Here is a 15,017-nt window from a genome sequence, read left to right on the forward strand (position 1 = left end):
CGTGCCGCTCAGCCGCCGCGAAGCCGTGATCTCGGCTTCGGCGCTCGCCGCGAGCTTCACCTTTTCGCCAGGCGCTGCGCATGCCGCGGGGCCGATCACCCACGATGTTCACGCAGGAAAACACCCCATGGGCTTTGTCACGACCGACGACGGCGTTCAGATTTTCTACAAGGACTGGGGTCCCAAGGACGCCCAGCCGATCGTTTTCCATCACGGCTGGCCGCTCAGCTCCGATGACTGGGACGCGCAGATGCTGTTCTTCCTGTCGAAGGGATATCGCGTCGTGGCGCATGACCGGCGCGGCCACGGACGCTCGGAGCAGGTCCCCGGCGGTCACGACATCGATCACTACGCGGCAGACGCGTTCGCGGTCGCCGAGGCGCTGAACTTGAAGAACGCGGTTCACATCGGCCATTCCACCGGTGGTGGCGAAGTGGCACGGTACGTGGCGCGGCATGGTGGACCGGCAGGTCGGGTGGCCAAGGCCGTTCTCGTCGCCGCCATTCCACCGCTCATGCTGAAAACCGGCGACAACCCCGAAGGCACGCCGATGTCGGTTTTCGATGGCTTTCGGGCGGCACTGGCCAGCAACCGCGCGCAATTCTTCCGCGACGTCCCGTCAGGCCCGTTCTACGGCTTCAACCGCAAGGGCGCGACGGTCCATGAAGGCGTGATCCAGAACTGGTGGCGGCAGGGCATGATGGGGAGCGCCAAGGCGCATTATGACGGCATCAAGGCCTTCTCGGAAACCGACCAGACCGAGGACCTCAAGGCGATCACCGTACCGACGCTGGTGCTGCACGGCGAAGACGACCAGGTCGTTCCGATCGCAGCCTCGGCTTTGAAGGCGGTCAAGCTGCTGCCGAAAGGCTCGTTGAAGACCTATCCCGGTTTCTCGCACGGGATGCTGACGGTGAACGCCGACGTGCTGAACGCCGACCTTCTGAAGTTCGTCGCGGGCTGACCTGGCTGCGGGGCGCGGCTCTACAGGAGGATGACCAAATGAGCAGGCTTAACGGCAAGACGGCGGTCGTAACGGGCGGCGCGACCGGGATCGGCTTCGCATCGGCCAAGCGGTTCATCGAGGAAGGCGCCTTCGTGTTCCTTTTCGGCCGCACCCAGTCGGCACTTGATAAAGCAGTGGCGAAACTCGGACCGAATGCGCGGGCCGTCGCCGGCTCGATCAACGAGACCGCGGATCTCGACCGACTATTCGCAGCCGTCAGAAAGGAGCGCGGCAAGGTCGATATCCTGCTCGCAAACGCCGCCATCTCGGAACCGACGCCGCTTGGGCAGATCGCCAGCGACCAGTTCGATCGAGTCTTCGGCGCGAACGTGAAAGGGTTGCTGCTCACCGTCCAGGGCGCCTTGCCGCTTATGGGCGAAGGCGGATCCATCATTCTGACCGGGTCGAGCGCGTCGGTGAAGGCGTTTCCGAATTTCAGCCTGTATGCCGCAACAAAGGCCGCGGTCCGCAGCTTCGCGCGCAGTTGGACACCGGAACTCGCCGACAGGGGAATCCGCGTGAACGTGCTCTCACCCGGCGGCACACGGACTGAAAAGGCGCTGGAGCTCATGGGCGACGAAGGTGCCGCGGCGCTTGCGAAGGCGACGCCTGTCGGGCGCATCGCTGATCCGGATGAGATCGGCGCGGTCGCGGCATTCCTCGCTTCGAGCGACAGCAGCTTCATCGCCGGGAGCGAGGTCTTCGCCGATGGTGGCATCGCCCAGGTGTAGGCCTCGCTGGCTGTTCGGGACTTCGAGACTTGTGCGGCGGCCTTGCCGATAGGTCTAACCGTTCCTCAGGCGAACGCTCGCGCAGCGGAAGAACCATGAAAGCAGCCATCTATGATCACCCCGGCCCGCCGGATGTCCTTCGTTATGTGGATGTCCCCGATCCGGTCTGTCCAAGCGATGGTGTCCTGATCCGCGTCGAGGCGGCCGCCATCGAGGGCGGCGACCTGATCAATCGCGCGTCCACGCCGCCGCCCCATCCTGCCTTTGTCCTCGGCTATGCGGCCGCCGGCGAAATCGTCGCGGTCGGAGAGAAGGTAAGGGATCGCCATATGGGCCAGAAGGTGACGAGCTTCGATCTCGCCGGGTCGCACGCGGAGCTGCGCGCCGTCGCCGCCAGCCGGACCTGGCCTGTGCCGGAGGGTCTCGACATAGCCGCCGCCGCTGCGCTGCCGATCGCGTTCGGAACCGCCCATCATTGTCTCTTCGCTCGGGGCGGCTTGAAACGCGGCGAGACTGTCCTCATCCAGGCAGGCGCCGGAGGTGTCGGGCTTGCCGCCATCCAGCTCGCGCACCAGGCGGGCGCGACTGTGCTGGCAACGGTCTCCGGGGACAGGCGGGCCGGCCGCCTCGTCGCGCTTGGCCTCGATCATGCGATCGATCATCGCTCGGCCGACGTCGTCGATACCGTCATGCGTCTGACGGAAGGGCGCGGCGTGGACCTCGTGGTGGACCCGGTCGGAACCACCCTGCAAGCTTCACTCGCCGCGCTGCGCCCCGAGGGGCGTCTGGTCTTCGTCGGCAACGCCGGCGGGTCTCAGCTCACCATTGATCTTTGGCCAGCGCTGCAGGCGAACCGGTCGCTCTTCGGCGTGTTCATGGGGACGCAGTTCGAAAAGCCGGATGTCTACAGCACTGTTTCCCGGATGCTGGAGCAGGCGGCGCTCGGGCATCTCAAGGCGATCGTGGACAGGACGTTTCCGCTCGCGGCCGCGGCCGAGGCTCACGCCTATGCCGAAGGCAACTCCATCCTCGGGCGCGTCGTCCTCGTCCCGAACTGACAATGAGTCTCATAGGTCGGATGATGATCGTGCCGACCAAACCAGCGAACTGGCCTGCCCCGATTGAATGGTCCGGCTTCGATCTCATGCATGCTCGGCTTTGCTGCCATGTTTGACGACGGCACGATAGCTGTCGGCCGATGGCTTGTCGCCGAGCGAGGAGTGCGGGCGCCTGATGTTGTAGTGCTGGCGCCAACTCTCGATGACGGTCTTCGCTTCGGCCAGGCTGTAGAAGATCTCGCCGTCCAGAAGCTCGTCGCGGAGCTTCGCGTTGAAGCTCTCACAATAGCCGTTCTCCCACGGCGAGCCCGGCTCGATGAAGGCCAACTTCGCTCCGACGACCACGATCCAGTCCGCACCGCTTTGGTGACGAACTCCGGGCCGTTGTCTGAATGCACATGTCCTGGCACGTCGCGCAGGTGGTCCGAGAGGACGTTGATGACATCGGTCGACCTGAGCCTGCGATCGATCCGCCATCGACCCGCGCGCCGGAATCGGCGCACCGTACTGCAGCAACCTCGCAGAACGTCTGAACTGCCGAGCTCCCTCCCCTTTTCAGAAGGTTCTGCTGCCTGGCCGATGCATTTCGGCGCATCCCGATACCGGCGCTTTTGCAAACTCGGAGGCGAGATCGGGCAGTCTCGGCTGGAATGCGGCGCTTCCCTTCACGGGCATTCGGGACGCGCCGGTCGTCAACATCCTTCGTGACTGTCTGCCCGCGATCATTCCGGCTCCTTTCTCGGAACGAGAAGGAGCCGGAATGATCGCATTGGCTCGAAGACGATGGATGATAGGACAAGCCATGCCAATTGAAGTCCAGCGCGTCCAGGACAGTGCCGGGTTCCCAACCAAGGTGGACGTCGTCGTCGTTGGCGCCGGCATCGTCGGATCGTCCACGGCTTACGAGTTGGCGCGCAAAGGCCGGTCCGTCGCCCTTTTCGAGAAAGGCATGGTGGCGGGGGAGCAGTCGGGCCGCAATTGGGGCTGGGTCCGCCAACAAAATCGCGATCTCCATGAACTGCCCCTGGCCGGTTACAGCCTGAAGCGCTGGGGTGAGCTCAACGCCGAGATCGGCACCGATCTCGGCTTCCGTCGCGCCGGCTGCTTCTATCCTTCGCGGGACCCGGCCGAACTGGCGCGTTGGGAGACGTGGAGCCAGAAGGCCCGGGAATACGGCTTCACCAACGAGACGCTGTCCGCGAGCCAGACGCGCGAACGCATGAAGGGCAGCACCAGCCCATGGGTCGGGGCGATCTGGTCTCCGACTGACGGCAAGGCCGAGCCCAGCCTGGCGGCTCCCGCCATCGCCACAGGCGCCAAGGCGCTGGGCGCCCATCTGCACCAGAACTGCGCCGTGCGTGGTCTCGACATCGCAAACGGGCAAGTCAAGGGCGTGTGGACGGAGCGCGGACTCGTCCAGGCCGACGCCGTCGTCCTGGCCGGCGGAGCCTGGAGCTCGCGCTTCCTGCGTCGTCACGGCATCGACCTTCCCGTGGCCAATATCGAGGGAACGGCCCTGCGCACGACCGCAGCGCCCGAGATCGTCGAAGCCGGCTGCGTATCGGGGGCGGGATACGCCCTCAGGCGCCGTCTCGACGGCGGCTATACCGTCGCCGTGCCCGGCCACGGGATCGTGAATCTCGCGCCGCAAGGCATCCGCTACGCGACGAAATTCCGCGAGATGATGCGGGCCAAGATCGCCAAAAAGCTCAAATACCGAGTCAGCAGCCGTTTCTGGAACGGCCCCGACGCCTGGGGCGGCTGGGACTTCGACAAGATGTCACCGTTCGAGCGGATCCGGGTCATGGACCCCACCCCCGATCAGAGCCTTGTCGACGAAGCCATCCGCAATCTCGTCGCCGACTTCCCGGCCCTGAAAGGCATCGGCGTCGCTGCGGCCTGGGCGGGCCTGATCGATACATCGCCCGATCTCGTGCCGGTGATCGATACGACGGACGTGATCCGGGGGCTCACGATCGCCACTGGGTTCAGCGGTCACGGTTTTGCCCTCGGCCCGGGAGCGGGCCGTCTGGCGAGCGAACTTGCGATGAACGAAAAGCCGTTCGTCGACCTCCATGCGTTCCGGATCACGCGCTTCTCCGACGGCTCCGCGATCAGGCGTCCCGAAATGATGTAGATTGATCCGGAGCAGAACGAGGCAAGCGACGGGCGCGGCGTTGTGCCGGCCATCGGGGGAGGTTATCCCGGCCAGCAGACGCAGCGCCGTCTCATCGACGGTTCCAACCAACGGCTTATCCAAGAAAGCCGAAAGAAGAATGTTACGCGGTCTGGCCTAGGGAGGGGCTGCGAGATGCAACAATCGGTAAGATTGAAATCCTTCGAGCTCTTCGCTCAGGACATCGACGGGATAGACGTGAACCTGCTGCACGCCTTGTCGACCAGTGTCGGCTGGCCGCACCGGCCCAAGGACTGGGAGATGCTGCGCCGCGCCGGCAAGGGCATCGTCGCGGTGGACGGCATCGGTCGCGTCTTCGGCAGCGCGATGTGGTTTCCGCATGGGGACGACTTCGCCACGATCGGCCTCGTGATCACATCGCCGCGCACGCAGGCGCAGGGGAACGGGCGCTGGCTCATGGAGCGGGTTTTCGCCGAATGCGGCGGCCGGCACCTCAGCCTCAACGCCACGCGCGCCGCCTATGCCCTCTATCGTTCGCTCGCCTTCGTCGACGAAGGAATCGTCCACCTCCACCAGGGCAGAGTCTCCGCGGCGCTCCCTTCGCTGCCTCGCTTGAACGGGCATTTCGAGGATCTCGCACCGGGACGATTGGCGGAGATCGCGGCTCTCGACCTCGCTGCGTTCGGAGTGGACCGACTGCCTCTGCTCGAACTCCTCGCCGAACAGGCCTCGATCCGCGTGCTGCGGCGCGACGGGGTCGCAGTCGGCTACTCCATGTGCCGCGCGTTCGGCCAGGGACATGTCATCGGCCCGCTTGTCGCGTCGAACGATGATGACGCGATCCATCTTGCAGCGGTTCATCTCGAGGCGTTCGCAGGCAGCTTCATGCGCGTGGACACGCGATCCACCGGCGCGTTCGCCGCGTTTCTCCGGCGCAACGGACTTTCCGTCACCGATACCGTCACGACCATGTCGAAGGGGCGCCGCTTCCTGAACGAGAAGCCGCGCGAGCCGATGGTCTTCGGCTTGGCCGGCCACGCCCTGGGGTAAGCTCGAGCCGTTGCGCCGCCCGCCGGCCTGGCTCGGCGGACACAACACGCTCCCGCGTCGCGCCGGAAAGGCTTCGGCCGGATCGGCCGGCAGACGCACACATAGATCTCGCGGATCGCTTCGCGCGCACGCCAGATGCCGCGGAAGGTCCGTGCCTCCCCCGCCCCTCTCCTCGATCTCGACGTGACCCGGCAGGGCCTGACCCGTGCCCCCTTGGCCGCCTCCATCGGAGCCGGGCCAAAAGGGTTGAGGGGACGTTCGGCATTCGTGCCGCAAAGCCGGAAGCTTCAGATGAAGATGCCGGAAAGGCTCCACTTTGCAGCGGGAACTGCGGCGCGCTGCGGACCATCTTCTGCCAGGTGGGAGCGCGGCATCGAAGGGAATGGCTCGCCTGGGAAAGCGAGCGCGCCGGCGATCCCCAACTGGCTGGAAACGTCTTCGAGAAGCTTGCACCCATCATGCCATCGACCATCCCCCAGGGGCTGCGGAACAGAGCCGACGACGCGATCCTGACGGCTTTCTCGTCGGAACATCTCGAAGGAGCGCTCAAGCTCTCGCAGGAAATGTCCTGGCCCTACCGCCTCGAAGACTGGGCCTTTGCCATGACGCTCGGCCAGGGCTTCGCCATGGTGCGCGGCGGCGAGGTGATCGGAACGGCCGCCTGGTTTCCCGATGGCGAGGCCTTCGCGACGATCGGCATGATCATCGTCTCCGGCAAGGCTCAGGGACACGGCTTCGGCGCCCGACTGATGGACGCGCTCCTGGCTGCGGCGGGAACGCGGACCCTTCTTCTGAATTCCACGACGCAGGGGCGGCCGCTCTACGAGCGGCGCAGCTTCCGGCCCGTCGGCATCATCCACCAGCACCAGGGCGTCCCGAAAGGTCGCCACAAGGCGCCGCCGGTCGATCTTGTCCGCCCGTTGCAGCCATCCGACTTCGACGCCGTCGCCCGCCTCGATCGCCAGGCGACCGGTTCCGAGAGGCGGACACTTCTGCGGCTGCTCGTCGAGGCCGGCGAGGCGCAGGTCCTTCTCCGCGACGGCGAGGTGGCCGGCTATGTGATCAGCCGCCGCTTCGGCCGCGGACACGTCGTCGGCCCCGTGGTCGCGCAGACGCCCCCCGAGGCGCGCCTTCTGATCGAAGCGGCGCTGGCCCGTCTCGAAGGGTGTTTCGTTCGCATCGATACCGCCGCAACCGACGAGCTGTCGCCCTGGCTCGAAGAGATCGGCCTCTCGCTGGTCAGCGATGCGCTCACCATGGTCCGCGGCACCCTGCCGCCGACCGGGCCGGCGCGTGTCTTCGCCTTGTCCAACCAGTCGTTCAATTAGGAGCATCGGAATGCCGCCATCCGACGCCGCCACGCTCGACACTCTGGAAACACCAGCGCTCGTTCTCGACGCATCCCGGCTCGACCGCAATCTCGCCCGCCTCGCGGCGCGCATGGCCGAACAGGGCGTCGCGCTGCGTCCGCACATGAAGACGGCCAAGTCCATCGACGTCGCAAGCCGGGCGTTTCCGAACGGACCCGGCCCGATCACCGTCTCCACCCTGGCTGAAGCGGAATATTTCGCGGGACATGGCTACCGCGACATCACCTATGCCGTCGGCGTCTCGCCCCATACGGCCGCACGAGCCATGCGGCTGCGCAAGGCTGGCATCGACATCAAGCTGCTGCTCGACACGCGGGAGCAGGCGGCGATCCTGGGCGAGGCCGGCCGCGCGGCGGGCGTGACGCCATCGGCCTTCATCGAGATCGACTGCGACGGCCATCGTGGCGGGCTTCTGGTCACCGACCCCAACCTCCTCGGCGTCGCCGCGGCTCTCGATGCGGCAGGCGTCACGCTCGCGGGCGTCCTGACCCATGCCGGCGAATCCTATGCGCTGCATACACCCGAAGCGCTCGAGGCAGCGGCCGAGAACGAGCGGGCCGTCGCCGTCGAGGCCGCGCAGCGGCTGCGGGCCGCCGGGTACGAATGCCCTGTCGTCAGCGTCGGCTCGACGCCCACTGCCCATTTTGCCAAGGCGCTCGACGGCGTCACGGAAATGCGAGCCGGCGTCTACATGTTCTTCGATCTCGTGATGCATGGCGTCGGGGTCTGCACCACCGACGATCTTGCGCTTTCCGTCCTCGCCACCGTGATCGGGAAGCGGCCGGAAAAGGGCTGGATCATGGTCGATGCCGGCTGGATGGCTCTGTCGCGAGACCGCGGCACGGCGGCCCAGCGCGTCGACCAGGGCTATGGGATCGTCTGCGATCTCGACGGCAGACCCTACCCCGATCTGATCGTGGCCCATGCCAGTCAGGAACATGGCACGCTGGCGCTCCGCTCCGGCTCCTCGCAGGCGCTGCCCGACCTGCCCGTCGGCGCCAAGGTCCGGATCATGCCCAACCATGCCTGCGCCACCGGTGCACAGCACGAGCGCTATCACGTCGTCTTCGGACCCGCGAGAGCGATCGCTGCCGAGTGGCCGCGCATGCGCGGCTGGTAGGCGCTGCAGCCCGCAACCCGTCTTCCACTTCGAGAAACCAGGGTCCGATGAAGCTCACATCCTACTGGTTGGATACGTCGATCCCCTTCTCGGGCGGCACCGAGGGGCCGGTTCAAGGCCGCTATGACGTCGCCGTGATCGGCGGCGGGCTGACCGGCTCTTCCGCCGCCCTGGCGCTCGCGAAGAAGGGCGCGCGGGTGATCCTGCTGGAAGCCGAGACGATCGGCCATGCCGCCTCGGGGCGCAATGGCGGCATGTGCAACAACGGCTTCGCGCAGGATTACGGCATCATGTCGCAAAGGCTCGGCCATGAAACGGCCGACCGCCTCTACCGTGCCTTCGATGCAGGGGTGGACACTGTCGAGCGCCTCGTTGCCGAGGAGGTCATCGATTGCAGCTTCGCCCGCGTCGGCAAGATCAAGCTCGCGGCCAAGCCGGAGCACTACGACAAGCTGGCGCGAGCCCAGGAACTTCTCGCCGCCCATGTCGATCCCGATACCGAGATGGTGAGCCGCGCGAACCTCGCCTCCGAGGTCGGCTCCGGGCGCTACTATGGCGGCCTGATCTATCGCAAGAGCGCCAGCATCCATATCGGCCGCTTCGTGCGCGGCCTCGCAGAAGCCGCGGCCCGGCGTAGCGTCACGATCCATGAGCGCACGCCGATGATCGGGCTGAAGCCGGCTCCTGGCGGTGGCCACGTCGTCGCGACGTCGAAGGGAGACGTCACCGCCCGGCAGGTGCTGCTGGCCAGCGGCATCTCGCAGGCCGGCCCGCTGGGCTGGGTGCGCCGCCGGATCGTGCCGGTCGGGGCGTTCCTGATCGTGACGGAGCCGTTGCCTGTCGACCTTCTCGACAAGCTGACGCCGCGCCGCCGCAACGCTGTCGATACCAGGAACCTCGTCAACTATTTCCGGACAACCCCCGACAACCGCCTGCTGTTCGGCGGCCGGGCGCGCTTCGCCGTATCCAACCCGGCGTCCGACGAGAAGAGCGGCGCGATCCTGCGCGCCGCGCTGAACGACGTCTTTCCCGCGCTGCGTGACGCGCGCATCGACTATTGCTGGGGCGGCATGGTCGACATGACGCGCGACCGCCTCCCGCGCGCCGGCGAGCGTGACGGTGTCTACTACTCGATGGGCTACAGCGGCCACGGCACGCAGATGTCGACGCTCATGGGCACCGTCATGGCCGAGGTCATGGACGGGCGTGCCGAGCTGAACCCGTGGAAGGACTTCGCCTGGCCGGCCATTCCCGGCCATTTCGGCAAGCCCTGGTTCCTGCCGCTCATCGGTGCCTATTACCGGATCAAGGACCGTTTCCAATGAGCCATGCCGTGCAGCACCTCAGGGAGAGCGGGCATCTCGGCCGCTTCTACATCGACGGCGGCTGGCGCGAGCCCGATGGTCAGGATCGAGCCTGCGTCATCAACCCCGCAACCGAGACGGCGATCGCGGAGATTCCGCTCGGCAGTTCAGGGGACGTCGAGGCCGCGGTCTCCGCGGCCCGCCGCGCTTTTTCCGGCTGGTCCCGGACAGAGCCTGCGACACGCGCCGCGCTTCTCAGCCGCGTCCATGCGCTCGTGCTGGAACGAGCGGAGCTGATCGCGCAGGCGCTCACCGCCGAAATGGGTGCGGCCATCACCTATGCGCGCCGGGCACAGGTTCCCCTCGCCGCCGAGCATCTGCGCGTGGCGCGAGACAATCTGGCGGACTTCGCCTTCGTCTCGCAGCGCGGCAGCACCGCGATCCTGCGCGAGGCGATCGGCGTCTGTTCCCTGATCACGCCGTGGAACTGGCCGCTCTATCAGATCACCGCCAAGGTCGGCCCGGCGCTGGCCGCAGGCTGCACGGTCGTCCTCAAACCCAGCGAGCTGTCGCCCCTGAGCGCGCTCCTCTTCGCCGAACTCATGGACGAGGCCGGCTGCCCGCCCGGTGTGTTCAACCTCGTCAACGGAACGGGACCGGTGGTCGGCGAGGGTCTCGCCTCGCATCCCGAGGTCGACATGGTCTCGATCACCGGCTCGACGCGGGCGGGCGTCCTCGTGGCGCAGGCGGCCGCTCCGACGGTCAAGAGGGTCGCGCAGGAACTCGGCGGCAAGTCGCCCAATATCGTGCTGCCCGATGCCGATCTCGCCCGGTGCGTACCGCTGGGCGTCGCAGCGGCCATGCGCAATCTCGGCCAGTCCTGCAGCGCGCCGACACGGATGCTGGTCCCGCGTGACCGCCTCGGCGATGTCGAGGCGCTGGCTGCGGCGGCAGCCGCCGAATTCGTCGTGGGCGATCCCCTGCTGGAGGTGACGACGCACGGCCCCATCGCGAACCGCGCCCAGTTCGAGCGCGTCCAGATGATGATCGAAGCGGGCATCGGCGAAGGCGCGAAACTCGTGACGGGCGGCCCCGGCCGCCCGGCGGGCATCGCCTCGGGCTTCTACGCTCGCCCGACGATCTTCTCCGAAGTCCGCAGCGACATGGCGATCGCACAGGAGGAGATCTTCGGACCCATCCTGGCGATCCTACCCTATGACACGGTCGAGGAGGCCGTAGAGATCGCGAACGATACGGTCTACGGCCTCGGCGCGCATGTGCAGGGAACCGAGATGGACGCGGTGCGCGAAGTCGCCTCCCGGATTCGCGCCGGACAGGTTCATCTCAACGCGCCGGACTGGGATCCGAACGCTCCTTTCGGCGGCTACAAGCGTTCGGGCAATGGCCGGGAATACGGGCGCGAGGGCATGGAGGAATATCTGGAAACGAAGGCCGTCCTCGGCTTCTACAGCTAGGATCCGGCGCGGAGACGTTCTCCGTGATGACCTTCGTTTCATAATAGCGGGCAGAACCTGAGTCCCTCTCAGCACCTGCATCCGTCGCCCGGCGCGGACCCCGGAAGGTCCGCCCGCTTGCGGATCGGCGTCGCCGTCAGCCGTGCTCGCCCTTCACGTCGAGCGCGTCACGCAGGCCATCGCCGATGAAGTTGAAGCTCGTCACTGCGATCGTGATGGCGGCGCCTGGGATGATCGCCATCCAGGGCGCGCTGGACAGGTATTGCTGGGCCCCGTTCAGCATGTTGCCCCAGCTCGGCAGTGGGGGCTGGATCCCGTAACCCAGGAAACTGATATAGGCCTCCAGCAAGATCGCCCGTGCGACGGTGAGCGACGCCGCGACGGTAATGGGCCCCATCGCGTTCGGAAGGATTTCCCGGAACATGATGTGCACGGAGCTGAGCCCGAGCATGCGGCCAGCCAGCACGAATTCGCGTTCGCGCAGCGACCGGACTTCCGCCTCCACGATACGGGCCACCTCCATCCATTTGGTGACCGCGATGATGACGACGATCATCAGCGGACTGGGCTGAAGGGCGGCCGAGAGCGCAAGCACGAGGAAGATGGACGGAAAGGCGAGGAAGCCGTCCACGGTTCGCATCAGCGCGGCACCGAGCCAGCCGCCGCGATACCCGGCGATGACGCCGACGACCGTGCCGACGACGACCGACAGAAGCATCGCCGAGAAGCCGACGAGGAGCGAGACCCGGCCGGCGACGAAGAGCCGGGCAGCCAGGTCACGCCCGAGCGGGTCCGTGCCGAGAATGTGCGAGCCCGTCAGGGGCGGCGCGAAGCGCGCCCGCAGGTCGATCTGAAGGATGTCGTAGGGCAGGAGCCACGGCCCCACGACACAGGCCACGGTGAGGGCCGTGATCATCACGAGACCGAGCAACGCCAGGGGATGCTGCGCGAAACGCCGCGCGACGCGGCTTTGCCACCAGCGGCTCGGGCGATCGCGCAGAGCGAGGGTGTTCATTGTCGTTGTTCCTCGACCAGTTGCGCCGCTCAGGCCAGTCGGATCCGCGGATCGACGAAGGCGATCACGATGTCGGCGATCAGATTTCCGAGAATGACGATGATGGCCGAGAAGATCAGGAGGCCCATCACCACCGGATAGTCGCTGTAGCTCAGGCTATCCAGGAACAGCCGCCCCATGCCCGGCCATGTGAAGACGGTCTCGGTCACGAGCGCGCCGGTCAGGATGCTGGGCAGCTGCACGCCCGCCAATGCGATCATCGGCAGCAGGGCGTTTCCGACGACATGCTTCATCAGCACGCGCCGCTCGCTCGCGCCCTTCGCACGCGCCGTCTTCACGAAATCCTGGCTGATCGCATCGAGCGTCGCGGTTCGCATGTAGCGGCTCCAGATCGCGACATGCACGAGCGACAGCACCACGCTCGGCATGATCAGATGATGCGCGTAGTCCAGCACCGACCCGTCGCCGATCGTGTACATGTTGCCCGCCGGCAGCCAGCCGAGCTTCAGCGTGAAGAAATAGATCCCGATCAGGCCGAACCAGAAGGTCGGAATCGACAGCGCGATCATGGCACCGATCGTCGCGAGATAGTCGAAGACCGAATGGCGGTGCGTGGCACCCCGGATTCCGATCCAGCTCCCGAGCGCGATCGCGATCACCGTCGACGTTCCCATCAACAGGAACGTCGCGAAGATGTGGCGCCCGATGACGGACAGCACCGCGGAACCGTCGCGGAAGGATTTTCCCCAATCGCCCTGCAGAAGCCGCCAGGCCCAGTCGAAATACTGGACCCAGAGCGGCCGGTCGAGCCCCAGCTGCTGCTTCAGGCGAGCGAGATCGTCCTGGGTCATCCCGGGATCCAGGCCGTACTGCGCCATCGGCCCACCCGGCATCAGGCTGAGGGTGGCGAAGCCGATCAGCGAGACGATCACGAGCAGCACGGCGCTCTGGAACAGGCGATGAAGCAGGAAACCACGCATCGCGCCCTCCTCAATGTCGTTGGCCGTCAGGGGCATCGCTCGCCGATGTCAGCGAGCGACGCGGGGGGCAGTTCAGCTCATCCAGTACCAATGCGCCGCATCCCAGGATTCGGTGCGCGTGTTGGGATTGGCCTGAAAGCCCTGGATCTTCTTCTTGCGACCGTAGCCGGCCTCGGTCTGGTAGATCGGCATGAAGGGCAGATCCCGCCGCACGAGTTCCTGGATCTTGTTGTAGATCGGGCGGCGCGCCTCCGGATCGAAGGTGCGGGTGCCCTGCTCGAGGAGCGCGTCCACCTCGGGGTTGACGTATTGGGCATTGTTCGAGCCGCGCCCGCCCTTGGCCGGGATGGCCTTGGAGCTGAAGCGGTTGGTGACGTCGGGATCCGCGCCGATCAGGAAGGTGATGCCGACGATCGCCGTGTCGAATTGCGACTGCTGCCAGAAATCGCCCCAGATCACCGCCGCGGGAAGGTTCGAGATCTTCATCTCGACGCCGATCTCGGCGAGGCTCTGCTTGACGAACTGCTGGAGCTGCTCGCGCAGCTGATCGCCGGCCGTCGTCGAATTCGCGAAGGACAGCTTGACGCCGTCCTTGGCGCGAATTCCGTCCGGCCCCTTCTTCCAGCCGGCATCTTCCAGCATCTTGGCCGCCTTCTTGAGGTCGAATTCCTGGACCGGCAGGTTCGGATTGTAATAGGCGGACTGCTTGGGCATGAAGGTCTCGGTCGGAGCCGGCATGCCGTAATAGAGGGCATCGATGATCGACTTGCGATCGATGGCCGTATAGATCGCCTGCCTGACGACGAGTTCCTTGAACTGCGGCCGGTCGAGATTGAAGTAGATCGACTCGATATTCGACCGGAGCACCTTCTCCACGGCGAGGTTGGGAAGTTTCTTGGCCTCCTCGAAATAGTTCGCCGGAATGTACTGCTGGCCGATCATGTCGATATCGCCGCTTTTCAGCTGCGTGTAGAGCACCGTCGAGTCGGGGATGTATTTGAAGATCAGCCGCTCGAGATAGGGCCCCTCGCCGAAATAATCGGGGTTGGCCACCAGCTCGACATGATCGCCGGCGACGCGCTTGCCGAATTTAAAGGCGCCGGTTCCGATCGGAGCACGGTTGAAGGCCGCATTGTTGACATCCGCCTCTCCGTCGAAGGCGTGCTTCGGGACGATGAAGGTCTCCGTCAGGAAGGACAGATAGGGCGCGAAGGGCTGCTCCATACGCCACTGGATCTCGGTCGGAGACACGATCGTGATGTCGCGGACCAGCGCGTGTCCAAGCGTACGCCAGCTGCGGAACTTCGGATTGACGATCAGTTCGAGCGTGAACTTGACGTCCTCGGCGGTGAACGGCTTGCCGTCATGCCAGCGCACATTGTCCCGCAGCTTCACGCGCCATTGCAGGCCGTCCTGCGAAATCCCGCCATTCTGCTGGCTGGGCACCTCGCGCGCGAGATTGGGCTGGATCACGCCTTTCGGATCGACCCGGAACAGGGCGTCGAACAGCGAGAAGTGCACGCCGTCGTCAACCTCGATCTTGACCATCAGCGGGTTGAGGACGGTCGGCTCCTGCGACATGCCCACGACGACACGGCCGGCGGGCTTCTGCGGCGGGGTCTGGCCGAAGGCCGGGCGACCCAGAAGATTCGGAGCCGCGAGGCCGAGGCCGCCGATGGCGGCCAGGCGCATGGCATCGCGACGCGACCATCCGGCCTTGGTATCAATCGGTTTCGTCATCTGTCGTTTCCCTCTTTTGGTTGCTTGGTTG

The 15,017-nt window shown here is 65.9% G+C and carries 12 protein-coding genes and 1 pseudogene; 9 read left to right on the forward strand and 4 right to left on the reverse strand.

Features of this window, described 5'->3' with window-relative positions:
- Positions 1–127 precede the first annotated feature (127 nt).
- The 3 genes from GGC47_RS00325 (at position 128) to GGC47_RS00335 (ending at position 2,795) form a co-directional block, all read left to right on the forward strand.
- On the forward strand, positions 128–964 hold the full coding sequence (locus GGC47_RS00325) for an alpha/beta fold hydrolase (RefSeq protein WP_185747810.1): 837 nt from the start codon (positions 128–130) through the stop codon (positions 962–964).
- Between the two features lie 38 nt (positions 965–1,002).
- Positions 1,003–1,737, forward strand: coding sequence for an SDR family NAD(P)-dependent oxidoreductase (locus GGC47_RS00330; protein ID WP_429066411.1), 735 nt, complete (start codon positions 1,003–1,005; stop codon positions 1,735–1,737).
- A gap of 95 nt (positions 1,738–1,832) precedes the next feature.
- On the forward strand, positions 1,833–2,795 hold the full coding sequence (locus GGC47_RS00335) for a quinone oxidoreductase family protein (protein WP_429066413.1): 963 nt from the start codon (positions 1,833–1,835) through the stop codon (positions 2,793–2,795).
- Positions 2,796–2,879: 84 nt separating this feature from the next.
- Here GGC47_RS00335 and GGC47_RS00340 read toward each other — a convergent pair.
- Positions 2,880–3,268, reverse strand: a pseudogene (locus tag GGC47_RS00340) (integrase core domain-containing protein); the annotation flags it as partial.
- A gap of 329 nt (positions 3,269–3,597) precedes the next feature.
- Between GGC47_RS00340 and GGC47_RS00345 the strand changes: the two are divergent.
- From GGC47_RS00345 to GGC47_RS00370, 6 genes are all read left to right on the forward strand, one after another.
- Positions 3,598–4,932 carry an NAD(P)/FAD-dependent oxidoreductase gene (locus GGC47_RS00345; protein ID WP_429066416.1) on the forward strand — a complete coding sequence of 445 codons (1,335 nt, stop codon included), beginning with the start codon at positions 3,598–3,600 and terminating at the stop codon, positions 4,930–4,932.
- Positions 4,933–5,106: 174 nt separating this feature from the next.
- The gene (locus tag GGC47_RS00350) at positions 5,107–5,982 is read left to right on the forward strand and encodes a GNAT family N-acetyltransferase (RefSeq protein ID WP_429067074.1); all 876 of its coding nucleotides are present in this window, start codon (positions 5,107–5,109) and stop codon (positions 5,980–5,982) included.
- 458 nt (positions 5,983–6,440) lie between these two features.
- A complete protein-coding gene (locus GGC47_RS00355; protein WP_429066419.1) occupies positions 6,441–7,310 on the forward strand; it encodes a GNAT family N-acetyltransferase in 870 nt (289 codons plus the stop codon).
- 10 nt (positions 7,311–7,320) lie between these two features.
- Positions 7,321–8,472 (forward strand): alanine racemase, encoded by a 1,152-nt coding sequence (locus GGC47_RS00360; protein ID WP_429066421.1) that lies wholly within the window; start codon positions 7,321–7,323, stop codon positions 8,470–8,472.
- 47 nt (positions 8,473–8,519) lie between these two features.
- Positions 8,520–9,797, forward strand: coding sequence for an NAD(P)/FAD-dependent oxidoreductase (locus GGC47_RS00365; RefSeq protein ID WP_429066423.1), 1,278 nt, complete (start codon positions 8,520–8,522; stop codon positions 9,795–9,797).
- Positions 9,794–11,251 carry an aldehyde dehydrogenase family protein gene (locus GGC47_RS00370; RefSeq protein WP_429066426.1) on the forward strand — a complete coding sequence of 486 codons (1,458 nt, stop codon included), beginning with the start codon at positions 9,794–9,796 and terminating at the stop codon, positions 11,249–11,251. The genes GGC47_RS00365 and GGC47_RS00370 overlap by 4 nt, the downstream gene beginning before the upstream one ends.
- Before the next feature lie 136 nt (positions 11,252–11,387).
- Here the strand turns inward: GGC47_RS00370 and GGC47_RS00375 are convergent, their stop codons facing one another.
- The 3 genes from GGC47_RS00375 to GGC47_RS00385 all read right to left on the reverse strand — a co-directional run bounded on the left by GGC47_RS00375 (position 11,388) and on the right by GGC47_RS00385 (position 14,986).
- Complete coding sequence (locus GGC47_RS00375) at positions 11,388–12,266, reverse strand: ABC transporter permease (RefSeq protein WP_038362012.1); 879 nt, start codon at positions 12,264–12,266, stop codon at positions 11,388–11,390.
- A 29-nt stretch (positions 12,267–12,295) separates the two neighbouring features.
- Positions 12,296–13,246 (reverse strand): ABC transporter permease, encoded by a 951-nt coding sequence (locus GGC47_RS00380; protein ID WP_112764150.1) that lies wholly within the window; start codon positions 13,244–13,246, stop codon positions 12,296–12,298.
- A 72-nt stretch (positions 13,247–13,318) separates the two neighbouring features.
- Positions 13,319–14,986, reverse strand: coding sequence for a peptide ABC transporter substrate-binding protein (locus GGC47_RS00385; RefSeq protein ID WP_113253279.1), 1,668 nt, complete (start codon positions 14,984–14,986; stop codon positions 13,319–13,321).
- Positions 14,987–15,017 lie beyond the last annotated feature (31 nt).

It is taken from the genome of Allobosea sp. OAE752 (assembly GCF_050433265.1).
GTDB classification, from domain to species: Bacteria; Pseudomonadota; Alphaproteobacteria; order Rhizobiales; family Beijerinckiaceae; genus Allobosea; species Allobosea spartocytisi.